This window comes from Streptomyces sp. NPDC039424, from assembly GCF_055639495.1.
Genome location: NZ_JBVKAI010000008.1, coordinates 13341 through 39576, shown reverse-complemented (window position 1 = coordinate 39576; position 26236 = coordinate 13341). Strand labels below are relative to the sequence as shown.

The window sequence follows — 26236 nt, the reverse complement described above, 5'->3', positions numbered from 1 at the left end:
TCCGGGGCATCGTGGCATGGACATGGCCGCCATGGAAGCGCTCCCACACCACTTCCGCCGACCCGAAAGGTTCTGCGCGAAGCGTTGACTAGAAAGCGCTTGCATCCTACGGTCCGTTCAACAGCGTGACCGCGCGGTCCGATATTGGGCCCATACGGTGACTCGTTCCCGCGTGGAGTTCCGCATGACGTACAACGTTCATACACATGGCCGCGCGCTTCCCCCATCCAGGAAGAGGGAATCGGGACATGACTTCTTCGGTACGACCGCGCGCCCACGGGCACGCCCTGACCGGCGCACTGGCCGCGATCGGTCCCTCGGCTGCCATGATCATGACGGAAGGGGCACTGACCCCGGCGAGCGCCGCGACCTGGCCCACCGCCAACGGCAGCCAGGCGGTCACCTCCACCATCCCGGTCTCGGGCACCAAGGACTACGGGATGAAGCGCCTGTACGGCAGTGGCGACCTGGGCACCGGCGGCCAGGACGAGGACCAGGGACCGCTCCTCGAACTGGCCCCCGGCGCCGTCCTGAAGAACGTCATCATCGGCTCCCCCGCCGCCGACGGCGTCCACTGCCTGGGCAGCTGCACGCTGCAGAACGTCTGGTGGGAGGACGTCGGCGAGGACGCCGCGACGTTCCTCGGCTCCTCGTCGTCCAACGTGTACACCGTCTCCGGCGGTGGCGCGAAGGAGGCCGGCGACAAGGTGTTCCAGTTCAACGGCGCCGGAACACTGAACGTCTCGAACTTCGCGGTGCAGAACTTCGGCACCTTCGTCCGGTCCTGCGGCAACTGCAAGAGCGGCCAGTACAAACGGACGATCAACCTCAACACCATCGAGGCGACCTACAAGGGCGGCCGGCTCGTCGGCATCAACACCAACTACGGCGACAGCGCGACCCTGAAGAAGATCACCATCGTGGGTGACACCGGCAAGAAGATCATTCCCTGCCAGAAGTACATCGGCAACAACACGGGCGCGGAGCCGAGCAAGAACGGCACGGGCGCCGACGGGACCTACTGCAAGTACGCGTCGTCCGACATCACGTACAAGTAGCGCCCCTCCCCGACGGCGGTCGTGCGAGGCGCACCTGACGGCGCTTCGTACGACCGCTTTCCACCGCTACCCGGCCCCGCCGAGCGTCGCGGCCGTCAGCTCCCGCCGGTAGTCGGTGTAGGCGGCCCGCAGCTCGGCCCCCGGCCAGTCGGCGGGCAGGAGTCCGGCGGGCAGGACGGGGTCGGCCAGGAGGTGGCGCACGACGGCCGCGAGGGCGGTGAAGCGGTCGGCCGGCCGGTCGGTGGCCGCGACATGGGCGAGCAGCGCCCGGGCGGTGCCGGCCCAGGCGTCCAGCGGCCACAGGGCCGCGGCCAGTTCGCGGGCGGGCTCCTCGGGACGGGCGGTGAAGTGCCGGACCACGTCGCCGAGGTCGCCGGGACCGGCGCGGCGCAGGTTGGCGGGCCGCAGCCAGACGCCCTCGCGGAGCTCGGCGAGCCTCAGCCCGGTCAGCCGGGCGCGCAGCTCGGCGCGTTCGGCGGGGCCGCGGCCGGTCGCGGTGACGACCACCATCTCCCAGTCGCCGTCCCAGGGCCGGATCTCCGGGTGCACGGCCTCGTCCTGCCGCCGCTGGCGGCCGAGCAGGCGGTCGCTGAGCCGGTAGACGGCCTCCGTGCGCCGCAGGTCCCCGGCGGCCACCATCCGGCTGAGCGCGGCCCGCAGGGTGGAGCCGCCCACGCCGAACGGCTCGACCGCGCGCACCAGCTCCTTCACCGGCAGCTCGGGCGGGTGCGTGCCCAGCAGCAGGCTCAGGACCACCGAGCGGGCGGACAGGGGGCGCAGGTCGATCTCCCCGGAGCCGACCGGCGCTTTCCCGCCGACGTTCTTGTGCATGGAGACGTACTGTACGGGCGGCCTTGATGTTGCATCATTGCTGCGACTGTAGAAATAGTGCAACACTGAGCGTATGGCCGAGACATCCGCGCACCCGCAGCACGTCACGCACCTCGTCACCAACCAGCCCCCGCCCCTGGCCCCCTACGACGCTGCCGAGGACACGGCCCTGCTGGAGGGGCTGCGCCGGGAGGGCGCGGACTGGGCGGAGGAGGGCATCCGGCGGCTGGGGGCGCGCGCCGGCGGCGCTCAGGCGCAGGAGTGGGCCGAACTGGCCAACCGGCACGAGCCGGAGCTGCGCACGCACGACCGGTACGGCAACCGCGTCGACGAGGTCGATTTCCACCCCAGCTGGCACCACCTGATGCGGGCGGCGGTCGCCGAGGGACTGGCGGGCGCGCCCTGGGCGGACGACCGGCCGGGCGCCCATGTGGCCCGCAGCGCGGGCGGGCTGGTGTGGGGGCACACCGAGGCGGGGCACGGCTGCCCGACGTCGATGACGTACGCGGCCGTCCCCGCGCTGCGCGCCCAGCCGGACCTGGCGAAGGTGTACGAGCCTCTGCTGACCGGCCGTGAGTACGAGCCCGAACTGCGGGTGCCCACCGAGAAGCGCGGCCTGCTGGCCGGGATGGGCATGACCGAGAAGCAGGGCGGCTCCGACGTCCGGACCAACACCACCGTGGCCACGCCCACCGCCGAACCCGGCCTCTACACGCTGCGCGGGCACAAGTGGTTCACGTCGGCGCCGATGTGCGACGTGTTCCTGGTGCTGGCCCAGGCGCCCGGCGGCCTGTCCTGCTTCCTGGTGCCGCGCGTGCTGCCCGACGGCACCCGCAACGCCTTCCGCATCCAGCGGCTGAAGGACAAGCTGGGCAACCGGTCCAACGCCTCCTCCGAGCCCGAGTTCGACGGCACCGTGGCCTGGCTGGTCGGCCCCGAGGGGCGGGGCGTGAAGACGATCATCGAGATGGTCAACTGCACCCGGCTGGACTGCGTGATGATGTCGGCGGCACTGATGCGCAAGACGCTCGTCGAGGCCGGACACCACGCGCGTCACCGCAGCGCGTTCGGCGCCCGGCTGCTGGACCAGCCGCTGATGCGCAACGTCCTGGCCGACCTCGCGCTGGAGTCGGAGGCCGCGACGACGCTGACGCTGCGGCTGGCGGGGGCGGCGGACCGGGCGGTGCGCGGGGACGCCGGGGAACAGGCCTTCCGGCGGATCGCCACCGCCGTCGGCAAGTACTGGGTGACCAAGCGGGGCCCGGCGTTCACCGCGGAGGCCCTGGAGTGCCTGGGCGGCAACGGCTACGTGGAGGAGTCGGGCATGCCCCGCCACTATCGCGAGGCTCCGCTGCTGTCCATCTGGGAGGGCTCGGGGAACGTCAACGCGCTCGACGTGCTGCGGGCGCTGGGGCGGGAACCCGCCACCGCGGAGGCGCTGTTCGCCGAACTCGCCCTGGCGCGCGGGGCGGACGCCCGGCTGGACGCGGCCGTGACCCGGCTGAAGGACCGCCTGGCCGAGGCCGACGAGGCGGGCGCCCGCCGGCTGGTCGAGCAGACCGCCCTGACCCTCCAGGCCTCGCTCCTGGTCCGGCACGCCCCGCCGGCGGTCGCCGACGCCTTCTGCGCCACCCGGCTCGGCGGCGACTGGGGGTACGCCTTCGGCACACTGCCCGGCACGGCCGACGTCGGCGCGGTCCTGGAACGGGCGTTGCCCGGCGAGCACTGACCCTCATCTCCTCTCCCCTCGCCTTCCTCTCTCCTCCCCTCCCCCGCTCGCGGTCCGTGGCCGGTGACAGCCGACGGATCGCACACAGTCGCCGCCTGATTCCGCTTCGTTGTCAGTGCCGTGGTGCAGACTCGCGATCAGGTGGCACTCGTCTGGGGAGGACAACGTGTTCACGGGGATCGACGAGGTCGACTGGGCCTCGCTGCGGCATGCGCACGGCAGTGCGGAGGACGTGCCCGGACTGCTGCGGGGGCTGGCCTCCGCGGACCCGGCCGAGCGGGAGGGCGCGCTGGACGGGATGTACGGCTCGGTGCACCACCAGGGGAACGTGTACGACTCCACCCTCGCCTGCGTTCCGTTCCTGTTCGCCCTCGCGGCCCGTGCGGAGGTGCCGGACCGGGGCGGCATAGTCGAGCTGCTGGTGAGCATCGGCACGGAGGGCGAGGACGCCGAGGACGGCGGTACGCCGGCGCGTGCCGCGGTGCGCTCCGGCGCCGAGGCGTTCGTCACCCTGGCCGCGGACCCGGACGCCGGGGTGCGGCGCGCCACGCCGGCGGCGCTCGTGCGGTTCCTCGACGATCCGGCGAAGGTGCTGGGCCTGTTGCGGGAGCGGATCACCGTCGAGCGGGACGACCGGGTCCTGCTCGCCCTCACCGAGGGCCTGGGCCTCTTCGTACGGCGGCATCCCGGGCACGCCGCCGCGGCGGTGGACCTGCTGGCCGCGCAGAGCGCCCCGCCGTACGGGCCCGGGCTGCGGCTCGCGGCCCTCGGCCAGCTCGCGCTCGGGGCGCCCGGCCGGCTCCCGGCCGACCTGGTGCCGACGGTGGTCCGGCTGCTCAGGGACAGGTCCGAACAATGGTCCGGGGGGCGGCCGGAGGAGCCGGACCGCCCCGGTACGGACACCCTCGTCGGCCGGATACGGCGGCTGCGGCCCTCCGACGAGGAGGGCTCGTATCTGCTGCGGACCCTGCACACCGCGCTGGACGACCGGGTGGACGACCGGATCGCCTTGCTCACCGGGCAGTTGACCAGCCCCGCCCCGGTCGACCGGTGCAACGCGGTGTGGATGTCGGCGGGGCTGCTGCGCGAGTGGCGCGCCGACTACACCGGGCCCGTGGCCCTGCTCGGCGCCCAACTGAGCGAGGAACACGATCCGTTACGGGATGCGGCGGTGTCGGTGCTGGCCGAGCTGTTCGGCCTGGCCGCACCCGCCGCCGACCACCTGCACGCCCTCGTCGTCTCCCGGCCCGACCTGTGGGTCCGCGGGTGGGAGCGCGGCGCGTCCGCGCTGGGCGGCCCGCTCAAGGCCCTCGCCCGCAGCGGGGACGCACGGGTGGTCCCCGTCCTCGCCCAGCTGCTGGCGGGACCGCTTCCGCCCGACGACCTGGGGCACGTGGTCGGCCCCCTGGGACGGGCCGCGGCCCCGCTCGCCCCCGCGTTGCGGCGCCGGCTCGGGCGGCTCCCGCTCGACTCGCCCGCGAGCAGGAGCCGTGCCGTGCCCCTGCTGTCGGCGCTCACGGCCCTGGGCGACGCGGCGGCCGTGCCCGAGGTGCTGCGGCTGCTGCGCGCCGCGCCGGAGCGTCCTGGGCCGGGGGACACCGCCGTGGGGTACGCGATCCGCACGCTGGACGCCTTCGGGCCCGCCGCGCGGGAGGCGGCGCCGGTGCTGCGGGGGCTGCTCGGCAGCGGGTACGCGGCGGCGGCAGCGGGGGCGCTGTGGTCGACGGGCGAGGACGTGGCCGTCGTACTTCCGGTCCTGCTGGGGGAGTTGGCGCACGAGCAGTCCGGACGCCGGCGGGCGGCCGCCCGGGAAGTGGCCCGGCTGGGGCCCGCGGCCCGCTCCGCGCTGCCCGCGCTGCACCGCATGACCGGGGCGAGCCGGGTGTGGGAACGGACCTCGGCCGCACTCGCGCTGTGGCGGACAGCCGGGGATCCGGACCCCGTTCTCCCGGTGTTCCGCGCGGCCTGGGCCGAGAACCCCTGCACACGCGGCACGATCGCCGCCTGTGTCGCCGGCATGGGGCCGGCGGGCGCCCCGCTGTGGGACCTCCTGCGGGCCGAACTGGCCGGGGCGCGGCGCCACACGGCGCGGGCGGGCGGGTACGGAAGCCACGACATTCAGAAGGACGAGGAGTTGCTCCGGGTGTGCAGAGGGGTGCCGTCGGGAGGACCGGGAGGATGAGGGGCCGCCCGGCCCGTTCCCGGGGACGGCCCCGCTCCTCAGCCGGTCATCCGGCCCCACTGCGGCCCCAGTCGGGCCCATTCGGCGTCCCACTCGGCCATGCGGCGGCGTTCCAGCCGGCCGCGGAGGGCCAGGCCGGCGACGAAGGGGACGGCGGCGGTACTGACGCCGACGAGCGTGCCGATCAGGCCGGCGCGCAGGTGGGCCTGGGAGACGGAGGCGGGGTGGGTGACCAGGTGACCCTGCGGGTCGGTCCACACGGTGACCGGGGTGCCCGCCTCGCTGCCGGGCGCGACCCGGGCCTGGCCGGTGTGCGAGGAGCCGGCCGCCACGGTCCAGCGCACCTTGGCCCATACCTGCTCGCCGGTGTTCGCCGACCCCGGGGCCTTCTCGGTGACCCGGGCCACGACCGGCCGCCACTCGGCGCGTTCCCGGGCCAGCCCGTGCTCCACCGAGCCTGCCGCCGCGAGTCCCGAAAGGACCCCGGCCAGGACGGTGAGCAGCCAGGCGCCCAGCACCAGCCAGGCCTCCATCGTGTCGGCCCTGCGTTTGAGCGGGTTGCGCCGCCAGCGCCAGAGCCACACCTTCGGACCACGGAACGCCTTCAAAGGCATCCTCCTCACGAGCGCACGGACAGACCGGCCGCCTTCCCGACCGCCTTCCCATACGGGGGGCGTCCCCGTCTTGCTCACGAAGCCCCCCGCTTCGACGGTCGCACGAGAGTCCCGGTCCGTGCAGGCGTCTGACGGGAACACGTCCAAGCGATCTCCGCGACAGGCCCACGCCACCGCACTGACCTGCGGAGATGACGCTTCCAGAGGTGACTGTCAGTGCCGGGGTGCAGACTGACCGGTGTCTGAAAACTACCTGCGACAAAGATGTCCCGGAGGTGATCGGCATGACCGAGGTACTGCTCGCCGTGGGTACCCGAAAAGGACTGTTCATCGGGCGGCGGCGAGGTGGCGCCTGGCAGTTCGACGAAAGTCCCTACTTCAACGCACAGGCCGTCTACTCGGTCGCCGTCGACACCCGCGGAAGCACCCCGCGGCTGCTGGCCGGAGGCGACAGCGCGCACTGGGGCCCGTCGGTGTTCCACTCCGACGACCTGGGCCGCACCTGGACCGAACCGGCCCGGCCCGCCGTCAAGTTCCCCAAGGACACCGGCGCTTCACTGGAGCGGGTCTGGCAGCTGCACCCGGCAGCCGCCGAGCCGGACGTGGTGTACGCGGGCACGGAACCGGCCGCGCTGTACCGCTCGGAGGACCGCGGGGAGAGCTTCGAGCTGGTCCGCCCGCTGTGGGAGCACCCCACCCGGGCGCAGTGGGTGCCGGGCGGCGGCGGTGAGGGCCTGCACACGGTGGTCACCGACGAGCGCGACCCGCGGGCGGTGACCGTCGCGGTCTCGACGGCCGGGGTGTTCCGCACCACGGACGGCGGGGCGAGCTGGACACCGTCCAACTCCGGGGTGTCCGCGGTGTTCCTGCCGGACCCCAACCCGGAGTTCGGCCAGTGCGTGCACAAGATCGCGCAGGATTCCCGGGATCCGGACCGGCTCTACCTGCAGAACCACTGGGGGGTGTACCGCAGCGACGACGCGGGCGCGCACTGGACGGACATCGGCGCGGACCTGCCGTCCACCTTCGGCTTCGCGGTGGCCGCCCACCCGCACCGCGGCGACACGGCGTACGTCTTCCCGATCAACGCGGACGCGGACCGGGTGCCCGCGGACCACCGCTGCCGGGTCTTCCGCACGGCGGACGCGGGCAAGACCTGGGAGCCGCTGACCGCCGGGCTGCCCCAGGAGGACCACTACGGCACGGTGCTGCGCGACGCGCTCCGCACGGACGACGCGGACCCGGCGGGCGTGTACTTCGGCAACCGCAACGGCGAGGTGTACGCCTCGGGCGACGACGGTGACAGCTGGCAGTTGCTGGCCTCCCATCTGCCGGACGTGCTGTGTGTGCGGGCCGCGGTCGTGGGCTGAGGAGCACAGCGGCAAGGAACACGACCGCGAAGGAAGGAGGTTCAAGTCACCCGTGTCGACGGTTCGGTCATCCTCGGTCGGCCTCGGACCACCGTGTGATCGCCGTACCGCGTACGGCAGTAGGGTGACGCCCGTGGCACCACGACCCTTGCATGAAATCGTCGAACCGGGCTGGGCGAAGGCCCTGGAACCCGTGGCCGGACGGATCGCCGCGATGGGCGACTTCCTGCGCGCGGAGATCGCGGCGGGACGCACCTACCTCCCGGCCGGGCCGAACGTCCTGCGGGCCTTCCAGCAGCCCTTCGACGACGTCCGCGTCCTGATCGTCGGCCAGGACCCGTACCCCACACCGGGGCACGCGGTGGGGCTGTCGTTCTCGGTCGCGCCGGACGTACGCCCGCTGCCGCCCAGCCTGATCAACATCTTCCGCGAACTCCACGCGGACCTGGGGGTGTCCCAGCCGTCCAGCGGCGATCTCACCCCGTGGACGCGGCAGGGCGTGCTGCTGCTCAACAGGGCGCTCACCACGGCCCCGCGCAGTCCGGCCGCCCACCGCGGCAAGGGCTGGGAGGAGGTCACCGAGCAGGCCATCCGCGCGCTGGCCGCGCGCGGCAAGCCGCTGGTGTCCGTCCTGTGGGGCCGGGACGCCCGCAATCTGCGTCCGCTCCTGGGCGACCTGCCGTCGGTGGAGTCCGCGCACCCGTCGCCGATGTCGGCCGACCGCGGCTTCTTCGGCTCCCGTCCGTTCAGCCGGGCCAACGACCTGCTGATCCGGCAGGGGGGACAGCCGGTGGACTGGCGCCTGCCATGACCCGGCAGGGGGCCGGGCCCGGCTTCCTGGCCGTCGACTCGGGCGGCTCCGGCCTGCGGGTCGTCGTGGGCGTGCCAGGGCGTGGTCCGGCCGCGCGGCGGGAGTCGCGGGAGCCGGTGCGCATCGGCGCGCGGGGAATCGACCCCGGGCATCTGATGGAGCAGCTCGTGCCGATGGCCCGGGCGTTGACCGCCGAGGCCGGAGTGAGCGGGCTGCACACGGCGGTCGTCGGCGCCGCCGGGTTCGCGTCCCTGGGCGACGCGCTGCGCGCCGAGCTACCGGCCGCCCTGGCCCGGGAACTGGGCGTGCGGGCCGTCGCGCTCGCCGCCGACGCCGTCACCGCCTATGTGGGCGCGCTGGGGCCGCGGGCCGGTGCCGTGGTCGCCGCGGGCACGGGACTGATCGCGCTCGGCACCGATCTGACGGGCTGGCGGCGGGCGGACGGCTGGGGGCATCTGCTGGGCGACTGCGGCAGCGGCGCCTGGATCGGGCGGGCGGGCCTGGAGGCCGCGCTGCGCGCCCACGACGGCCGGGACGGCGGGTCCGCCCCCCTGCACGCGTGCGCCGAGGACCAGTTCGGTCCGCTGCCGGGCCTGCCCGGCATGCTCTACCCGCGCGCGGACCGCCCCGCCGTGCTCGCCTCCTTCGCGCCCCGGGTGGCCGCCTGCGCCGCGAGCGACCCCGTGGCGGCCGGCATCCTGCGCGCGGCGGCCCGGCACATCGCCGAGTCGGCCGCCGCGGTCTGCCCGGCGGCCGGGGAGCCCCGAGTGGCCGTCACCGGCGGTCTGGTCGGGATGGGCGCCCCGCTCCTCGTACCCCTGGGCGAGGAGTTGGCCGGGCGGCTGCCGCACGCGCGTCATGTCCCGGCCGAGGGGGATCCCTTGCACGGCGCGGTACGGCTCGCGACCGATCTGGCGGCCGGGCAGCTCACCCTGCCCGGCGATGATGCGATCTTGTATACCGTGACGACATAACGGGATTGCTTCCCTCGGGGCAGTAACTGTCCGGAACGTACAGGGATCACTTCTGATCCGCCCGTAACTCATCAGACAAAACAGGACGGAAACCGCTCACCTGCACCCTCCCCGAACAGAGAAGCCCAGGAAACCAGTAACATGCGGCGCCATGAGCTCCCCCACTGGACCCGAGTCCGGCCTGCCAGTACGAATGCCGCGACCCCGCCAGCCCGGACGGCACCGCCGCCCCGAACCGCTGGTGGCTCCCGAGGGCGCGCCCGCGCTCGTCCTCGCGGTGCCGGGCACGCCCAGCGCCGCCACGCGCAGCCTCGCCGAGGAGGTCGTGAGCATCGCCCGCTCCGAGCTGCCCGGCCTGGACGCCCGGATCGGGTACCTGGACGGGGACGACGCGGAGTTCCCGGCCCTGAGGTCGGTGCTGGCGCACACCGCCGACGAGCGCACGGCCCGTTACGAGCAGGCCCGCGCCGCGGGCGTCGAGGTCAAGGAACCCGACGGCCCGGTGGCCGTGGTCGTCCCGCTGCTGGCCGGTCCGGACAGCGCGCTGCTGCGCCAGGTCCGGCAGGCCCTCATGGAGAGCCGGGTCGCCGCCGAGCTGACCGACGTCCTCGGCCCGCACCCGCTGCTCGCCGAGGCGCTGCACGTGCGCCTGTCGGAGGCGGGCCTGGCCCGTGCCGACCGGGCCCGTCTGTTCACCGTGGCGACCGCCGCGGACGGCATCGTCCTGGCCTCCGTGGGTGGCGACGAGGCGGTGCAGGCGGCCGGGATCACGGGCATGCTGCTCGCCGCGCGCCTCGCCGTGCCGGTGATGGCGGCCGCCCTGGACCAGGAGGGCTCGATCGCCTCCGTCGCCGACCAGCTGCGTTCCTCCGGCTCGCAGCAGCTGGCGCTCGCGCCGTATCTGATCGGCCCCGAGATCGACGCGGGCCTGCTGCAGGCGGCCGCCGCGGAGGCGGGCTGCGCCATCGCGGAGCCGCTCGGCGCCTACCCGGCGATCGGCAAGCTCGCCCTGGCCAAGTACACGACGGCGCTGGGCATCGCCCCGCAGCAGCCGCAGGGCGCGCCGGTCCGCTGACGCGGCCTGACGCCTCCCCCCACGACCCGCACGACCTGTACCCCGCACGACCCGCACGAGCGGTATGGCGAAGGGCCCGTTTTCCCCTCCGAGGGGCGGGCCCTTCGCCGTGCCGGGGAGACGGAGGGGCGGGTTCAGTCGAACACCACGCAGGACGCGGCGGGGACCGCCACCGAGCCCTCGTAGCGCGGAATGCCCGTCGCCCGGTCGATCGTGAACCAGGTGACGTCTCCGGAGCGTTCGTTGGCCGAGTAGAGGACACCCCGGGACTCGGTCAGCGCGCGCGGCCAGTGGCCGCCGCAGGGGACCGTGCCGATCAGCCGCAGCGTCTCCCCCTCGACGGTGAACGCGGAAAGCACGTCCTCGCCGCGCGTCGCGGTCCACACGAAGCGGCCGTCGGGCGAGACGACGATGCCGGAGGGGTAGGCGTCGCCGGCCGGGACGTCGGGCAGGACCGGCGTCTCCATCAGCGGCTTCAGGGAGCCGCTGTCGCCCTCCCAGCGGCAGACGGTGACGGTCGGGGTGAGTTCGTTGACGACGTAGGCGTACCGGCCGTCGGGATGGAAGGCCAGGTGGCGGGGGCCGGAGCCGGGCCGCAGCGCGAATTCGCGGTGCACCGCCAGGACCCCGCCCTCCAGAGTGCACACCCGGACCGAGTCCGTGCCGAGGTCCACGCTGACCGCCCAGCGGCCACCGGGGGCGGGCTGCACCTGGTGGGCGTGCGGCCTGCGCTGGCGCCGTTCGTGCGGGCCGGAACCGGTGTGCTGGAGACGGCCCGAGGGCGCGCCCGCGAGCGTGCCGTCGGCGCGCAGGGGGACGGCGGTGACGCAGCCCGAGCCGTAGTTGGCGGTCAGGACGTGCCCGTCGTAGAGGCTGAGGTGCGTGGGTCCGCTGCCGCCGACCGGCACCGGGGGGCCGGTGAGCTCCGGCTGGTCGCCGTGCACTCGGTACGCGGCCACGGCGCCCTCAGCCGTCTCGCTGACCGCGTAGAGCGTGTCCCCGCCGGGCGAGAGGGCCAGGTAGGACGGGTCGGGGACGCCGTCGACGCTGCCGAGCAGGTGCAGCGCACCGCTGTCCGGATGGACCGCCGCCGTCACGACCCCGGCCCCGCCCGCCGCCGTGAACGACCCGATGAACGCCCTCCGCCGCCGACTTCCGCCGTGTGCCACCGCTGTCCCCTCTCGCCGCGCCCGTCCGTCGCCCGCGTGGCCGACGGTAGCAGTCGATCACGTGCGGTCTAGACCAACTCGGGGGGTCATGGCGCGGCGGACCGGGAGGACCACGGCGTGGCGGACCGGGGGGACGCCGGGGCCGCCGCTGTTCAGGCTCCGACCAGCCCCGTCCCCGGCGGGGTCCGCAGGGGCTCCGCCAGGTCGGCCAGGGCGCGCTCCAGGCCGTGGAGGTGGGCCAGGGCGGGCTCGGCGGGCGGCTCGGCCGCGTGGGTGACGTGGCCGGGGCCGCCCTCGGTGAGGGCCTCGACCGCCGCCTCCACCCGCCAGCAGGCGGCGGCGAGCCGGGCGTCGTGGGAGGCCTCCGGGTCGGCGGCGACCGCGACCAGGCCGCGGATCTCGCGAGCGCAGTCGTCGAGCAGGGCGAGCACCCGGCGGGCGCGCCGCTTGCGGCCGAGCAGGGGGTTCAGGGGGTGCACCAGGGGGGCGACCGAGAGTCGTACCCGGCCGAGCAGCTGTTCGAGTTCGGTGACCCGGCGCGCAGGGTCCGCCGTCTCGTCGGTACCGGCGAGGCGGGCGGCGGCCTCCGCCGTGCAGGCGTGCACACAGCGCAGGGCGCGCTGGATCCAGGCGTCGGTGGTGGTGTGCGTGGTGACGGGCAGTACGAGCAGCACCGCCAGCACGGCGCCGAGGGCGCCCACGCCGGTCTCCGCCAGGCGCAGACCGAGCAGGCCGGGGCTGAGGACGCCGAGGAGGCCGTAGAGGAGCTCGGCGAGCAGCGTCACCCAGAGCATCATCCAGGTGTAGGACAGGGCGGCCGTGTAGAAGATGCCGAAGACCGCCGCGGCGACGAGGACGGCCGTGGCGAGCGGCGACCCGTGCAGCGGGACGACGACCAGCAGGCCCAGGGCGATGCCCAGGACGGTGCCGAGGACCCGCCGGAAGCCGCGGACCAGCGTCTCGCCGCGCGAGGCGGTGTTCACGAAGATCCACCAGGTGGCTCCGACGGCCCAGTACCAGCGCTGCCCGGACACCAGCTGGCCCGCGACGAGCGCGAAACCGGCGCCCGCGGTGGCCTGCACCGCCTGCCGGGTGGTCACCCGGGCCAGTCCGCTCCCGCCGGGCGCGGCGGGCACCGCGGCCGGGGGCAGCCGGCGCTCGTAGCACCACAGCCGAAAGCGCACCGCCGCCGCGGTGAGCACGGACAGCAGGACGGCGGCGTACAGCTCGGGCAGCCGCCCGGCGGTGGCGTGCAGGAACTGGGCCACGAAGAAGGTCATGAAGGCGAACACGCCGAGGCTGTGGCCACGCGGGCCCCAGCGGCGCGCGTACACGCCCGCGCCGACCACGGCGAGGAACGCGAGGTCCCGCGCCACCGGGTGGTCGTGCAGCTCGGCCGCCGCGGTGAGCACCGGCAGGCCCACGACGGGCAGCAGCGCCGTCGTGACCGCCTGCCCCCGCACGGTGGCATCGGTGACGGTGAACAGGGCCAGCAGGGCGGCGAGCCCACCGGTGACGGCGCCCACGAGGGAGTGTCCGGCGAGACCGCAGACCACGACCGCCGACCCGACGCCGAGTACGGCCCGCGCGGCGAACCTGAGCCGCAGCCGCCCCGGGTCCGGAGCCACGAACACCCTCTTCAGCACTGCTTGCCACCCCTGGGAACACCGGTACGGAACCGGCACACAAAAGGCGCCGCGGGGATCCGCAGCGCCATCGACATGCCCATGAGAGCACCACAGAGGTCGCTGGCTCAAGTGTTCGCTGGATCACTGTGCCATTGGCGCATCATCGCATCCCGGCGCCCATCCGTCGGCAGGCCATTGGACCAGGTCGGACGGCACATCTGGATCGGCCGTCGCTGAGCCATTGGTACAGTCGTACATCATGACCGTGGACGAGCTCGACACCCGCATCCTGCGGCTGCTGCTGGAGCAGCCGCGCACCAGCGTGCGCGAGTACGCCCGCATCCTCGGCGTCGCCCGCGGCACCCTCCAGGCCCGCCTGGACCGGCTGGAGCGGGACGGCGTGATCACCGGCACGGGCCCCTCGCTCTCCCCCGCCGCGCTCGGCCATCCGGTGCTGGCGTTCGTGCACATCGAGGTCACCCAGGGCCACCTGGACGATGTCGGGGACGCGCTGGCCGCCGTTCCGGAGATCGTGGAGGCGTTCTCCATCACGGGCGGCGGGGATCTGCTGACCCGGGTCGTGGCGCGGGACAACGCCCATCTCGAGGACGTGATCCAGAAGCTGATCAGCCTGCCGGGCGTGGTGCGCACCCGCACGGAGGTGGCCCTGCGCGAGCGCGTCCCGCACCGGCTGCTGCCCCTGGTGGAGTCGCTGGGCAGGGCCGGCCGCCCGTAGCGCTTGGCATGCTGGAAGCCATGAGCACCCTGGGCGACATCGCGGTCATCTTCGATCTCGACGGCACGCTCGTGGACAGCGAGCCGAACTACTACGAAGCGGGCCGGCTGACCCTGGCCGAGCACGGCGTCCGGGACTTCGGCTGGGCGGACCACGAGAGCTACGTCGGTATCAGCACCCTGGAGACGGCCGCCCTCTGGAAGGAGCGGTACGGGCTGCGCGCCCCCGTGGAGGAGCTGTTCGCCGCGACCGACCGGCGCTATCTGGAGCTGGCCCGGGCCGATACGCGGGCGTACCCCGAGATGCGGAAGTTCGTGGAGCTGCTGGCCGCCGAGGGCGTCCCGATGGCCGTGGCCTCGGGCTCCTCCCCCGAGGCGATCGAGGCGATCCTCGCGGGCACCGGCCTGGACGCCCACCTGCGCACCGTCGTCTCGGCCGACGAGGTGGCCCGCGGCAAGCCCGCGCCGGACGTCTTCCTGGAGGCGGCCCGGCGCCTTCGGGCGGCCCCGGCGGACTGCGTGGTCGTGGAGGACGCGGCACCGGGCGCCGCCGCCGCGCACGCGGCCGGGATGCGGTGCGTGGCGATCCCGTACGTCGCCGCGCAGGCCGGCGCGCCGGAGTTCGCCACCGCCGGTCTGCTCGTGCGCGGCGGCCAGGCGGAGTTCACGGCGCGGGCCGCCTACGAGTGGCTCGCGGGGGCGGGGACGCCACCACCCGGCCGCGCTCCCCGTGCGAGGGGCGGCTCGGCTGCCTAGCGTGGCCGCATGACCACAGTCCAGGCACGGTCGTCCGAGCCGAGCGTCGATGACCGGCGCTGGCAGGCTCTCGGGGTGTGCCTCACCGCCGGGTTCATGACCCTCCTGGACACGTCGATCGTGAACGTGGCCCTGCCGTCGATGCACCGGGGGCTCGGTGCCACCCAGGCCGACCTGTCGTGGGTGGCCTCCGGCTACGCCCTGACATACGGGCTGATGCTGGTGCCGGCGGGCCGACTGGGGGACATCTGGGGCCGCAAGGGGGCCTTCCTCGTCGGGGTGGCGCTGTTCACGCTGGCCTCGGCGGCGTGCGGGCTCACCTCGGCCGCCGGATGGCTCGTGATCTTCCGGCTGCTCCAGGGCCTGGCGGGGGGCATGATCGCACCGCAGAGCTCGGGGCTGATGCAGCAGATGTTCCACGGCGCCGAGCGGGCCCGGGCGTTCGCCATGTTCGGCAGCGTCGTCGCCGTCTCCACCGCGGTCGGGCCGCTGGCGGGCGGTCTGCTGATCCAGGCGTCCGGCGGCGACGACGGCTGGCGCTGGGTGTTCTACGTCAACCTGCCGATCGGCGTGGCGGTGTTCGCCGCGGCGTTGCGGCTGCTGCCCCGGACCCTGCCCCGGGAAGGTCCGCGGGAGGGGTTCGACGTGCCCGGCGTGCTGCTGCTGGGTTCCGGTGCGCTCGCGCTGATGCTGCCCCTGGTGCAGGAGCAGCAGTGGCCCGGACGGCGTAAGTGGGCGCTGGTTCCCGTGGCCGCGATCCTGCTGGCGGCGTTCTGGCTGTGGGAGCGGCGGCAGGGGCGGCGCGGGCGGGCGCCGTTGGTGGACCTGAGGCTGTTCACCCGGCGGTCGTTCACACTCGGGGCGCTGCTGAGCCTTGTGTACTTCGCCGGTTTCACCTCGGTCTTCTTCGTCTACACGCTGTTCCTGCAGAACGGCCTGGGCTACAGCGCGCTCGCGGCCGGGATCGCCGCGACGCCGTTCGCGGTCGGCTCGGCGGCCGCCGCCCTGGCCGGAGGGCGGCTGGTCGTCCGTTACGGCCGCAGGCTGGTGGTCTACGGACTGTGCGGTGTCGCACTGGGCCTCATCGGGGCCGTCGTGGCCGTTCAGCTCGTCCCGGACCGGGACGTGGCGTGGGCCGCCGCACTGCCCCTGCTCGTCGCCGGGATCGGTTCGGGACTCACCGTCTCCCCCAACACCACCCTCACCCTCGGCCGCGTCCCGGTCCGCCGCGCCGGGGCCGCCGGAGGCGTGCTGCAGACCGGCCAGCGGATCGGCTCCGCCGCCGGGATCGCCGCCGTGGGAGCCGTGTACTTCGCCCACCTCGCCGCCTACGGCCACGTCACCGGCGCACTCCAGATCGGCCTGGCGACCGCCCTCCTGTTCGTCCTGCTGGGCCTGGCCCTGGCGGTGGCCGACCTGCGGGAGCGCTCCGCGGAGGGCTAGGGAGCGTATCGGCTCGTGATCAATGAGCATCGCGGCCTCCCAGGCGGGTGCCCCGTCCGGGGGGCGGGGCCCGGCGATCTGCGGCTGCGCCGTGTGGACGCGAGTGACCGGAAGCGTTGCCGCAGGCAGGCAGCGGCGGGGCGCGAGGGCCCCGGCTGCGTGCCCGCCGGGACGGTGTGTCAGACCATGGCGAGCCGGTCCACCAGCAGTTCCACCCTCGGCTCGGCGTCCTCGGGCAGCAGGCGGCCCGCGCGGGTCAGGGTCGCAAGGCCGTGCAGGGCCGCCCAGAACACCTCGGTGAACAGCCCCGGGTCGACGCCGTCCCCGGCGACCTCGCCGAGGCTCTCCATCAGCGCGGCGAAGGCGTCCTTCAGCGGCTCGGGGGTGTCCTCCTGCGCGTACGCCAGGCCGCCGTCGAGCTGGAACAAGGCGTCGTAGACCGCCGGGTTGCGTGCGGCGAAGTCGAGGTAGGCGCGGGCCAGGGCGGCGACCCGGGCGCGCGGGCCGTCCGCGGCGGAGGTCGCGGCCCGCACCGCTGCGGCCAGTTCGGCGGCCCCTTGAAGGGCGACGGCGCCGATGATCTCGCGCTTGCCGCGGAAGTGGCTGTAGAGGACGGGCTGACTGTATTCGATGCGCTCGGCGAGCCGGCGGGTGGTGACTGCGTCCCAGCCCTGCTGCTCGGCGAGTTCGCGGGCCGTCGCCACGATGAGGCGCTCACGCTCCGCCCGTTCGCGCTGCTTGCGTTCCTGTACCGACATGATTCGATCCTAGCACCGCTAGACAATCGAGCGGCAGTAGTACTAGCGTTGCCTCATCAGCTAGCAACGCTAGTTCACGGAGGAATCGTCATGCTCAACGCACTCGAGGTCGTCACCACCGTCATCGTCGGGCTGATGGTGGGGGTGGAGTTCTCCGTCGCCTTCATCATGAACCGGATCCTGGACGCGCTTCCCGAGGACAGCGGCCAGCTCGGCCACGCCCACGGCGGCCGGATGCTCGGCGCCCTGATGCCGTTCTGGTACATAGGCTCGCTCGTCCTCAGCGCGATCTGGGCCATCGCCGGATGGCACCACCACGGCGCCGGACTCGTCGTCACCGCCGCGGGCCTGCTGATCGTCAGCGTGGTCATGTCGATTCTGCTGCTCGTCCCGATCAACAACCGGAACAAGACGTGGACCCCCGACAACCGGCCCGCCGACTGGAAGCAGCAGCTGCACCGCTGGGAACGCTTTCACTACGTCCGCGTCGCCGTCATCATCGCCGCCTTCACCCTGCTGGTCACGGCCCTCACCTGATACCAGCGCTGCCCCGAGATGCACAGAGCGTGGAGAGTGCGTGCCGGGTGTCGCGAGGCAGGCGGGAAATGGTCGGGCAGGCCCTGGCGGACGAGGCGCCGTGACAGTGGCCTCCCGGCCCCGTCCGTGTCCTCGGTCAGGAGCGGCGGCGAGGCTTGCCGCGTTTCGGGCTCTTGGCGCCGCCGGAGCTCCGCTTCGGGGTGCGGCCGGTCGTCTTGCCCGCGGTGGGCTTCTTCCGGGCGGCGGGCGTGTCGGGGCGTTTGCGCTGGGGATCGGGCTGGGCGGTGCGGCCCCGGGTGCTGTTGACGGTGCGGCCACGGACGATGCCGATGAAGTCCTCGACCAGGTCGGTGGTGGCCTCTTCCGGCCAGGACAGGGCGATGCTCGACTGGGGGGCGTCCACGACCGGCCGGTAGGTGAGGTCCCGGCGGTGGTGCAGTCGGGCCAGCGACTGGGGGACGACGAGGAGGCCGACGTCGGCGGCGACGAGCTCGATGGCGTCCGCCGTCGTGGCGGGACGCTCGAAGGCGGCCTCACCGGGGGGACCGTCCCAGTCGAACACGTCGTCGAGGGGATGGAAGAGCACCTCGTCGGCGAGGTCCGCCAGGGACACCTCGTCCGCCGCCGTGATCAGGTGGTCCTTGGGGACGACGACCACCGTGGTCTCGGTGTAGAGGGGGATCGCGCTGAAGAACGTACGGTCCACCGGCAGCCGTACGAAACCCGCGTCCGCCTCCCCCGCGCGCAGCATCTCGGACGCCTCGGCGGTCGTCACCTGGAGGAGGGTGAGCGGGATGTCGGGCAGGCGCTCGTTCCAGATCCGCACCCACTTGGCGGGCGTCACTCCGGGGACGTACGCGAGCCGGAACGACGGTGATTCCTGCGAGCCTGTCACGCCGCCAGGTTACCGGCCGTGGTCGGACGTCTCGAACGCGGCCGATACCCTGGACCCCATGAAGTCGCACCAGACCACCCAGACGATGAAGCCCGCCACCGCGGCGAAGAAGCTGGGTGTGTACCTCCCCGCCACCCCCGCCGAGTTCCAGGAGGGTGTCGTCTCGCGCGCCGAGCTGAACGAGCTCCAGGCCGATCCGCCCGAGTGGCTGCGCGAGCTGCGACGAAACGGCCCGCACCCCCGCCCGGTGGTCGCGGCGAAGCTGGGCGTGTCCATCGCGGGCCTGGCGCGCGGCGGGGTCACCGAGGCCCTCACCACCGAGCAGATCGAGACCCTGAAGCAGGAAAGCCCCGAGTGGCTGCAGAAGGAGCGCGCCACCCAGGCGGAGGTCCGCAAGGAAGCGGCCCGCGTCAAGGCGAAGAACGCCGAGCGAGCCGAGTAACCGCGCCCCTCACCACCTGCACGGCTCCGACGCCCCCACCGCCGATCCCCTGGCGGTGGGGGCGTCGTGCTGTGCGTGCGGCCCCTGTGAGATGCGGCGTCCTCCCGCCCGACGAGGAGACAGCCGCGATCCGGGCGCCGGCCGAGGCCTTCCCCTGGCAGCCCCTGCGCCGGATCCACCCGGAGTACGAGCCGCGGCTGCCCCGCTGGTGACGGTCGCCCAGGGGCCTAGTCCTGGGCCGGCACCTTCAGCTTGTTCCAGCTGGACTTGCCGGGGATGCCGTCCGCGTCGTCGCCCCTGTACCCCAGCTTGCGCTGCCAGGCCGCGTAGGACTTGCGGTCGGCCTCGGTCCACTCGGGGCCGGGGCCGGACTCGTAGCGGCCGCAGCCCTCGGCGACGAGGCGGCGGCCCATGGCCGTGATGAGGGACGATCTCCGCCCGGCGCGGAAGAAGCCGCTGCCGGGGAACGGCTCGTACCTCGGTTGGGGCGCCGGTGAGGCGAGCCGTTCGGCGATCCGCTTGCGCATCCCGTCCATGGTGAAGCCGCGCGGGTCCTGCTTGCCCGGCTGCCACTCCTTGTGCCCGATGACGGACCGCTCGGTCCAGCCGTGGTGGCGGCAGATCGCGGCGGCGGCCTTCTCGATGGCCTCTTTCTGCTCCTCGGGCCAAGGGTCCTCGCCGTCGCCGAGGTTGACGCACTCGAAGCCGTAGAAGTGGCTGTTGCCGTCGGTGTCGGCCTGGTTGTCGGGCGGCAGCTTCGCCTCGTCGACGACCGCGCGCAGGACGTCGCCGTCACCGAGGCCGGCGTGGTTGGCGCGGCCGTTGCCGACGAGGTGGACATGGCCCTGCTTGTCGATGACGCCGTGACACAGGGGACCGGGCAGGCCGGAGTAGCCGTTGTAGCAGATGTCGACGGAGGTGGCCGTGCCGGAGGTGACGGTGTGGTGGATCATGACGCCGTTCACCGGGCCCCACGGCCCCTTGGAGTTGCGGTTGTGGTTGCGCCAGTCACGCACCTCGTGGACGGTGAGACCCTCGGCGCGCAGGATCTCCAGCAGTTTCGACGCGCTCAGTGGCTGTGCCATCACCTGTCTCCTTCTGCGGCGGCCTCGGCCGAGGCCGTGGTCCGCGAGCGGTCGCCTCCTCGGCCGGGCGGGCGGGGGACTTGGCGATCGCGGCCGCGGACACGATCTGCGGGGTCCCCGCGATCCTCCTCGAACAGCCGTCGCAGCCGCGTCACGTGAACGCGTCCGCCCCCCGCCAGAGCTCCCCAGGGGGCGAAGGGGCGTTGTCAGTGCCCTGTCCTAGAGTTCCCGTCACTTGATCACTGCGGTGCGGGGAGGCACGTATGGGGTGGGTGCGGGCGGGCGACTACGAGGTCGCCCTCGACAGCGGGAAGGTGGTGTGCCGCAACACGTCCGGACGGCGGCTGAAGTCCGTCCCCGCCAAGCTCGCCGACGATCCGGCGGTGGTGGGTCTCAGGCAGCTCACCGAGTGGCTGGAGCGGCACGAGCGGCAGTGCCTGGCCGACGTCGAGCGATGGATGATCCGCTCGCTCCCGGTGCCCCTGGCCGTCATCGCCCGGGTGTGGCCGGACCCGGCCTGGCAGGCCGCCCTGCGCGACCTCGTCGTCACCGGCGCCGACGGCGCGGTCGCGGGATTCCTGCGGGACGCCGACCCCGAGCGCGGCCTCGGTCTGGTCGACCTGGACGGCGACACCGTGCGCGTGTCCCCAGAGTTGGTCCGCATCCCGCACCCGGTGCTCCTGGACGATCTGGCGGACCTGCGGGAGTTCGCCGTGGAACTCGGCGTGGAGCAGCGGGCCCAGCAGCTCTTCCGGGAGGTGTTCCTCCGCCCGGCCGCCGTAGACGCCGAGGGCACGCAGGTCGAGGAGTACGCGGGCGGCTCGTTCAAGGAACTGCGCTTCCTGCACGGCCGGGCGAGCCAGCTGGGCTACCGCGTGCGCGGCGGCAACTCGGTGTGCTCCGTGCTGGAGGACGGCCGCGCGGTCGAGGCCCGGGTGTGGATCGGTGACTACGACGGCTACGAGGAGACCGAGACCGGCCCGCTGCTGTGGAGCGACACCGCCGGCCGGGTGCTGAAGCTCGGTCAGGTCGGGCCGGTGGCCTGGTCGGAGGGCATGCGCATGGCGGCCGCGCTGTACGCCGGACGCGACATCGAGGACGAGGAGCGGGCGGCATGACGACGTACGACGAGACCACCACCGCCGCGCTGCTGGACTCCGGCGCCGTCCTGCCCCCGGGCAGCACCCTGCGCGAGGACGCCGACACCCTCACCGTCCGCACCTACACCCACCCCGCCCTGGACGACCGGCGCGTGGTCCGGCTCGTGCCGGGCACCCTCGGTGAGGCGGAGGACCTCGCGCTGGAGTTCCTCGGCCTGGACCGGGAGCCCGAGACGCCCGAGGTCGGTCAGGTGCGCCGGGAGACCCTGGGCTTCCCCGCCTGGGCGCTGGTCAACGACCCGGCCAACGGGCACCACGCGCTGGCCCTGGTCAAGGACGTCGAGCGGCTCGCGCGCCAGGCCAAGTCCCGCCCCGGCAACGCCAAGGACGGCTTCGAGGCGCTCGGCGTGCGGCTCGGCCGGACCGTGCCGCACTTCCTGCCGACGTTCTACGAACAGGCCGCCCGGGTCTTCCTCCAGTACGAGAACACCACGTACGCCTCCGCCTTCTTCGGCAAGGCACGCGAGGCCGAGCGGGTGCACGCGCTGGCCGTCGACGAGGAGCGGCAGCGGGCGGTGTTCCTGGAGTTCGCCTTCGCCGGGGCGCTGACGGTCAAGGCCCTCAAGGAGCATGTGAAGGACCTCGCGCGGCGCCTCGACCCGGCCCGGGCGTGGGCGCAGTTCCGGCAGTTGACGGTGGAGCGCTGTGCGGCCGGGATGCCGCCGTACGCCTCGCTGCCGCAGGACGCCCGCGGCCTGATCAAGGCAGCCGGGCTGGACCGGGTCACCGAGGAGTGCGCCCTCGTCGCCGACCTGCTCGCCTCGCCCGCCGCCGTGCGCGCCCCGGCCTCCTTCTGGACCGCCTACCGCGCCACCCTCACGGTCCTCGCCGAGCGGCGACCGGCCGTCCGGGCCCGGCTGCTGGAGATCATGCCGGCCGGGCTGGGCCGCGAGGTGGAGGACGACGAGTTCTGGCTCACGCTGCTCGCGGAGAGCGGCGCGGACCGGCTGCTGACCGGGGAGGACGACGAGGCGGGGCAGGGGGTCGACGCCGCCGACTGGCTGAGCCGCTGGGCGCTGCACCGCAAGCACGGCAGCGCCTACTCCCGGCCGTCCGCGGCCACCCTGGCGCTGGTGGAGCGGATGGCGCCGAAGCTGCGCGCCGCCGGCCGGCCCGTCGACCTGTTCGCCGGCCGCTGGCACGCCGGGGCCGACCTCGATCTGCTGGACCTGTGCGTGGCGGAGGGCATCCCGCTGGCGATGCCCGCCCCGCACGTGAACGTGTATCTGGCCCTGGAGCGCTGGCTGCCCGACACCAGGCCGGGCCGGCGCGATCTGGTCGCGACCGCGGCGGACCCGGGCCTGCGGCGTCTGCTGCACCGGTCCGTGGGGACGCTGGGGAACGGGCAGCGGGCGACGCCCGAGGTGCTGGCCGCCCTCGCCGTCCACCCCGTGCTCGGCGAGGTGCTGCGCGAGTGGCTGGACGAGGCGGCGGCGGAGTTCACCCGCGCGGTCGGACTGCCCGGCGCCCGCGCGGCCCTGGACCGGATGCGCCCCTTCCGTACGGTCGCCCGCGAGGTCGGCCCCGGCGCCGTCGCCCGGGTCGCGGAGCACGCGATCGCGCCGCTGCTCGGCCGTACGCTGCGCGCGGGCATCCTGGACGAGCTGGGCTGGCCCGCCCTGGAGCAGGGGCTGCGACTGCTCGACGGCAAGCCCCGCAAGGGCGAGGACAACACCCTGACCGTCACCGAGGCCTGGCCCACGCTGATCCTGGCCCGCCCGCACAAGGCGGTCGTCGTCGGCCCCGAGGAGATCCTGCTCGAGCACGACCTGCGCCTCCCCGACGACCTCGACCGCTGGCAGCGCCCCCGGTTCCGCTACACCGACGGGGAGCTGCTGGTGATGTGGCGGCACGGCGGCAAGCAGTTCGGATACTGGTCCGCCCGGCCGTCCGAGGTGTTCCCGCTCACCGGAGAGCAGCTGCCCGGCTACTGGTCCAGCCACGAGACCGGCAACACCTCCATCCCGCTGCCCGACGGCGGCCGGGCCACCGGCGGGCGCACGCTGCACGCCGGGGACACCGTCCTGCCGCCCAGCCGGGCCGTCATCGGCGACGGCACCACCTACTGGCGCGAAGGCAGGCAGGGCAGGCACACGATGTGGCTGGAGTACGACCCGGCGACCGGCACGCACGGCCGTGCCTCACTGCCCGCCTTCCTGCGCTCCGGCATCCGTGAGGACGCGTCCCTACTGCCCTCGGACTGCGAGGTCCTGCCCCTGCAACCCGGCCTGGAGCACAGTCCCTTCGGCACCGACGGCGCGGTCCTCGGTCGCTGGGTGCGCGCGGAAGGCCAGGGCCCCGGGGCTCTGCGGACCGCGGGCACCCCGGACGGGCGGACCGTCAGCCTGCCCGTCGAGGACGGGGCCGGGCGCCGTGTCCCGCTCGGTGCGCTGCGCCTGCCCGGCGGCGCCGAACCCGTGGTCGCACAGGCCGCCATGACGTTCTTCCTGTGCGCCGCCGAGGACACCTCCGCCTCCGGGGTACTGGGCCGGGTGGTCGCGCTGGAGCAGGGCGGCGAGTTCGCCGCCGGCACCCGGTTCGTGCCGCCGGTCGCCTTCTGGCACGCCCTGCGCCCCCGCGACGAGCGGTCGTCCGCCGTGCTGCGCGCCCTGACCGACGAGCAGATCACCGAGGTGCTGCGGGTCACGGCCGCGGCGCTGGCCGAGCGGCAGGAGCAGGTGGCCCGGGCACGCGCCGCGGGCGAGTCGGGCGCCGACGGCAAGCCCGCCGTGCCGACCGCGGACCAGGTCGCCCTGGTCGCCGTCTCCCGCGCCCTGCCGGGCCTCGCCGACGAGCGGATGCGTATCGGCGTCGCCGCCCTCGTCCGCAGCGCCCTGCGCATCGCCGAGTCGGCCGCGGCCTTCGCGGCACCGTCGGTGGAGCGGCCTCAGTCGGACCCCCGCCGGACCAAGGGCATGTTCGCCGACTACTGCCCCGAGTTCGGCGAGGACCAGGCGCTGAACACGGCGATCAGCGGACTGGCCCGGCTGAGCGGGTGGTCGGGCGGCGAACGGTGGAGCGTGCTGCGGCAGATCCGGTCCGTGAACCACGTACTGTCCGGGAAGCCCGCCGACGGCAAGCCCCTGCCGGCCGCCGAGCGGCTGGCCGCACTCGGCGACGGCTGGCGCAGCGACGAGTTCGTCATCCCCGGCATCGGCATGGTGTGGCCTTCCGTGCTGTCCGCGCTGCGCCCGCTCGCCTACCGTGCCGCCTCGCCCGCCGTGCCCGACGCCGAACGGGAGGCGCTGCTGGTGCTGTTCGAGGTCCTCACCGAAGGGCCGCTCCTCGCGGCCGGGGGCACGCTCCGCGAGATCGTGCTGAGCGAGCCGCACGACAAGCAGCAGCGCGCGGGTCAGGTGCTGCGCCGCGAGGGCCGCACGGTGGTCGTCCTCGGCTGCCGACGCATCGACACCCAGCGCGACCGCGTGGACTGGCTGGCCCTGGACCACGACCCGACCGGCGTGTTCGGCGCGATCGCCCACTTCACGCTGGACGAGGAGACCCGGCACACGCCCGCGCTGCCCGCCGACCGGCTGGCCGCCCTCACCCGGCTGATCCGGGACAAGGGCGCCGCGCCCTGGCGGCCCGAGGCCCCCGCCGCGCTCACGGCCGCGACCCGGGGCGGCCTCGGTCCGGTCCAGACCACCGTGCTGCTCGCCGGTCTGCCGCACCGCGCCGACGCCCAGGCACTCGCCACGATCGGGCTGAAGTCCCGGCAGAAGGACTTCGGCGACGGCATGCTGGGCTCCCTGGGCGCGGACGACCGGGCCGCGCTCGCCGGGGCCCTGCTGCCCGCGGACCCGGCCGACCTGTGGACGAACGGGCCGGACACCGAGGCCGCGGGCCGGGTGTGGGCCGAGCGGCTCGGCTCGCTCGTCCGCCTGCCCGAGGACATCGCCGCCGGCCTCCCGGTGGGCGCCGGCGCCGCCGACGCGGTGCTCAACCCGGGCCGCACCCCGTGGCTCAGCCGTACCTCGGTCCTGCGGCCCGACAAGGACGGCGACCTGACCTGGGCGGACCCCAGCGCGATACCCAGCCGGTTCGAGCTGACCGGCGCCGTCTCCGCCCTCGCCGCGCTCGCCTACGGCCTGCCGTACGGACACCCGCTGCGCGCCGCCCTGCCGGAGGGCCTGGCCGCGCTGCGCCGCCGCCTCGCCGACCCGGAGCTGCTGCTCGAACTGAACGTCGCCTGGGCGGAGAAGGGCGGTGCGACCGCGGTCGAGCTCCGCAAGGCGTACGGGCTGCCCGCCACCGGCGGAGCCGACGCGCACGGGCTGACGCGGGTCGGCGAGGCGCTCGTGCTGCGTCCCTGGTACGGCGAGAACGAGAACGTGCTGATCCGGCCGGCCGCTCTCACCGGCCCGGACGACGACGTCCTGCTGCTCCTCGAAGGCCTGGTCGGGCCGCACCGCGGCGAGGGCCTGGGAACCCTGCGGACCATCCTCGGCGACGGACTCGAAGGGGCCCTCGCGGCCGGCACCGGCGCCGAAGGCCCCACGGGCCACGCCCAGGACCCCACGGTCAGCGTGCCCGCGCTGGTGGCCGAGGTCGCCGCGTCGCACGGCCTGGGCGAGGACGCCGCGGCGCTCTATCTGCAGCTGCTGGCCCTGCCCGACCCGACGGACCGCAACTGCGCCCGCTGGACCGGCTGGAAGCCCGCCCGTACGAAGAAGGCCCGGGCCGAACTGGCCGCGACCGACCTGGTCGTAGAGGCCAAGCGCCCGCGCGCCGGGCGGACCCTGTTCCTGCCGTGCGGCTGGTACGACCTCAAGTCCCCGGCGCTGCCGGTGGAGACCTGGAAGGAGGGTCTCTACCCGGTTGCCACCTACGGCCACGCCGTACCGCTGATCCCCGTGCCGGAGTTGTTCGCCCGCGCCTGGGACCGCGTACGCGCGGGGGACGCGCCGGCCTACGAGGAGCTGACCACGCGGGCCACGCGGAAGGGGCGCCGCCGATGAGCGCCCGCCGACACCGGCCGCCGACC

22 protein-coding genes are annotated in these 26236 nt (G+C 74.2%); 15 read left to right on the top strand and 7 right to left on the bottom strand.

All coding sequences use genetic code 11. The features are described 5' to 3' along the window. Positions 1-248 precede the first annotated feature (248 nt). Positions 249-1058 (top strand): pectate lyase, encoded by an 810-nt coding sequence (locus ACZ7L0_RS21235; protein WP_471244042.1) that lies wholly within the window; start codon positions 249-251, stop codon positions 1056-1058. Between the two features lie 66 nt (positions 1059-1124). Here ACZ7L0_RS21235 and ACZ7L0_RS21230 read toward each other — a convergent pair whose 3' ends face one another. Then, positions 1125-1889: a PaaX family transcriptional regulator C-terminal domain-containing protein gene (locus tag ACZ7L0_RS21230; protein WP_471244041.1), complete on the bottom strand. Its 765-nt coding sequence runs from the start codon at positions 1887-1889 to the stop codon at positions 1125-1127. Positions 1890-1962: 73 nt separating this feature from the next. Between ACZ7L0_RS21230 and ACZ7L0_RS21225 the strand changes: the two genes are divergently transcribed. Together ACZ7L0_RS21225 and ACZ7L0_RS21220 are read left to right on the top strand one after the other, a co-directional pair. After that, the gene (locus ACZ7L0_RS21225) at positions 1963-3618 is read left to right on the top strand and encodes a DNA alkylation response protein (RefSeq protein ID WP_471244040.1); all 1656 of its coding nucleotides are present in this window, start codon (positions 1963-1965) and stop codon (positions 3616-3618) included. Positions 3619-3784: 166 nt separating this feature from the next. After that, positions 3785-5800 (top strand): HEAT repeat domain-containing protein, encoded by a 2016-nt coding sequence (locus ACZ7L0_RS21220; protein WP_471244039.1) that lies wholly within the window; start codon positions 3785-3787, stop codon positions 5798-5800. A 38-nt stretch (positions 5801-5838) separates the two neighbouring features. On the opposite strand, the gene ACZ7L0_RS21215 is transcribed toward ACZ7L0_RS21220, so the two are convergent. Further along, a complete protein-coding gene (locus tag ACZ7L0_RS21215; RefSeq protein ID WP_471244038.1) occupies positions 5839-6414 on the bottom strand; it encodes an Rv1733c family protein in 576 nt (191 codons plus the stop codon). A 284-nt stretch (positions 6415-6698) separates the two neighbouring features. Between ACZ7L0_RS21215 and ACZ7L0_RS21210 the strand changes: the two genes are divergently transcribed. The 4 genes from ACZ7L0_RS21210 to ACZ7L0_RS21195 all read left to right on the top strand — a co-directional run bounded on the left by ACZ7L0_RS21210 (position 6699) and on the right by ACZ7L0_RS21195 (position 10644). Continuing rightward, on the top strand, positions 6699-7784 hold the full coding sequence (locus tag ACZ7L0_RS21210; protein WP_471244037.1) for a WD40/YVTN/BNR-like repeat-containing protein: 1086 nt from the start codon (positions 6699-6701) through the stop codon (positions 7782-7784). A 133-nt stretch (positions 7785-7917) separates the two neighbouring features. Beyond that, entirely contained in the window at positions 7918-8595 is a 678-nt protein-coding gene (locus ACZ7L0_RS21205) for a uracil-DNA glycosylase (RefSeq protein WP_471244036.1), read from the top strand. Further along, positions 8592-9569, top strand: a complete 978-nt coding sequence (locus ACZ7L0_RS21200; RefSeq protein ID WP_471244035.1) for an N-acetylglucosamine kinase — start codon at positions 8592-8594, stop codon at positions 9567-9569. The genes ACZ7L0_RS21205 and ACZ7L0_RS21200 overlap by 4 nt, the downstream gene beginning before the upstream one ends. Before the next feature lie 151 nt (positions 9570-9720). Then, positions 9721-10644 (top strand): sirohydrochlorin chelatase, encoded by a 924-nt coding sequence (locus tag ACZ7L0_RS21195; RefSeq protein WP_471244034.1) that lies wholly within the window; start codon positions 9721-9723, stop codon positions 10642-10644. Between the two features lie 134 nt (positions 10645-10778). On the opposite strand, the gene ACZ7L0_RS21190 is transcribed toward ACZ7L0_RS21195, so the two are convergent. Further along, positions 10779-11813, bottom strand: a complete 1035-nt coding sequence (locus tag ACZ7L0_RS21190; RefSeq protein ID WP_471244033.1) for a lactonase family protein — start codon at positions 11811-11813, stop codon at positions 10779-10781. Positions 11814-11965: 152 nt separating this feature from the next. Continuing rightward, on the bottom strand, positions 11966-13459 hold the full coding sequence (locus ACZ7L0_RS21185) for an FUSC family protein (protein ID WP_471244032.1): 1494 nt from the start codon (positions 13457-13459) through the stop codon (positions 11966-11968). Positions 13460-13700: 241 nt separating this feature from the next. On the opposite strand from ACZ7L0_RS21185, the gene ACZ7L0_RS21180 reads away from it, so the two are divergent. The 3 genes from ACZ7L0_RS21180 to ACZ7L0_RS21170 are packed head-to-tail and all read left to right on the top strand — an operon-like array spanning position 13701 to position 16375. Beyond that, entirely contained in the window at positions 13701-14177 is a 477-nt protein-coding gene (locus ACZ7L0_RS21180; protein ID WP_471244031.1) for an Lrp/AsnC family transcriptional regulator, read from the top strand. Between the two features lie 20 nt (positions 14178-14197). Continuing rightward, positions 14198-14932, top strand: a complete 735-nt coding sequence (locus tag ACZ7L0_RS21175; RefSeq protein ID WP_471244030.1) for an HAD family hydrolase — start codon at positions 14198-14200, stop codon at positions 14930-14932. 9 nt (positions 14933-14941) lie between these two features. Further along, the gene (locus ACZ7L0_RS21170; protein WP_471244029.1) at positions 14942-16375 is read left to right on the top strand and encodes an MFS transporter; all 1434 of its coding nucleotides are present in this window, start codon (positions 14942-14944) and stop codon (positions 16373-16375) included. Positions 16376-16554: 179 nt separating this feature from the next. Here the strand turns inward: ACZ7L0_RS21170 and ACZ7L0_RS21165 are convergent, their stop codons facing one another. Next, positions 16555-17133 (bottom strand): TetR/AcrR family transcriptional regulator, encoded by a 579-nt coding sequence (locus ACZ7L0_RS21165; RefSeq protein ID WP_471244028.1) that lies wholly within the window; start codon positions 17131-17133, stop codon positions 16555-16557. A 90-nt stretch (positions 17134-17223) separates the two neighbouring features. Between ACZ7L0_RS21165 and ACZ7L0_RS21160 the strand changes: the two genes are divergently transcribed. Continuing rightward, on the top strand, positions 17224-17670 hold the full coding sequence (locus ACZ7L0_RS21160) for an anthrone oxygenase family protein (RefSeq protein ID WP_471244027.1): 447 nt from the start codon (positions 17224-17226) through the stop codon (positions 17668-17670). Positions 17671-17806: 136 nt separating this feature from the next. Here ACZ7L0_RS21160 and ACZ7L0_RS21155 read toward each other — a convergent pair whose 3' ends face one another. After that, positions 17807-18565, bottom strand: coding sequence for a LysR family substrate-binding domain-containing protein (locus ACZ7L0_RS21155; RefSeq protein ID WP_471244026.1), 759 nt, complete (start codon positions 18563-18565; stop codon positions 17807-17809). A 58-nt stretch (positions 18566-18623) separates the two neighbouring features. On the opposite strand from ACZ7L0_RS21155, the gene ACZ7L0_RS21150 reads away from it, so the two are divergent. Together ACZ7L0_RS21150 and ACZ7L0_RS21145 are read left to right on the top strand one after the other, a co-directional pair. After that, positions 18624-19007: a DUF5997 family protein gene (locus ACZ7L0_RS21150; RefSeq protein WP_471244025.1), complete on the top strand. Its 384-nt coding sequence runs from the start codon at positions 18624-18626 to the stop codon at positions 19005-19007. Between the two features lie 71 nt (positions 19008-19078). Then, a complete protein-coding gene (locus ACZ7L0_RS21145; RefSeq protein ID WP_471244024.1) occupies positions 19079-19219 on the top strand; it encodes a hypothetical protein in 141 nt (46 codons plus the stop codon). Positions 19220-19234: 15 nt separating this feature from the next. Here ACZ7L0_RS21145 and ACZ7L0_RS21140 read toward each other — a convergent pair whose 3' ends face one another. After that, complete coding sequence (locus tag ACZ7L0_RS21140) at positions 19235-20092, bottom strand: peptidoglycan-binding protein (protein WP_471244023.1); 858 nt, start codon at positions 20090-20092, stop codon at positions 19235-19237. 263 nt (positions 20093-20355) lie between these two features. On the opposite strand from ACZ7L0_RS21140, the gene ACZ7L0_RS21135 reads away from it, so the two are divergent. Together ACZ7L0_RS21135 and ACZ7L0_RS21130 are read left to right on the top strand one after the other, a co-directional pair. After that, a complete protein-coding gene (locus ACZ7L0_RS21135) occupies positions 20356-21210 on the top strand; it encodes a DUF4132 domain-containing protein (protein WP_471244022.1) in 855 nt (284 codons plus the stop codon). Further along, positions 21207-26210: a hypothetical protein gene (locus ACZ7L0_RS21130; protein WP_471244021.1), complete on the top strand. Its 5004-nt coding sequence runs from the start codon at positions 21207-21209 to the stop codon at positions 26208-26210. The genes ACZ7L0_RS21135 and ACZ7L0_RS21130 overlap by 4 nt, the downstream gene beginning before the upstream one ends. Positions 26211-26236 lie beyond the last annotated feature (26 nt).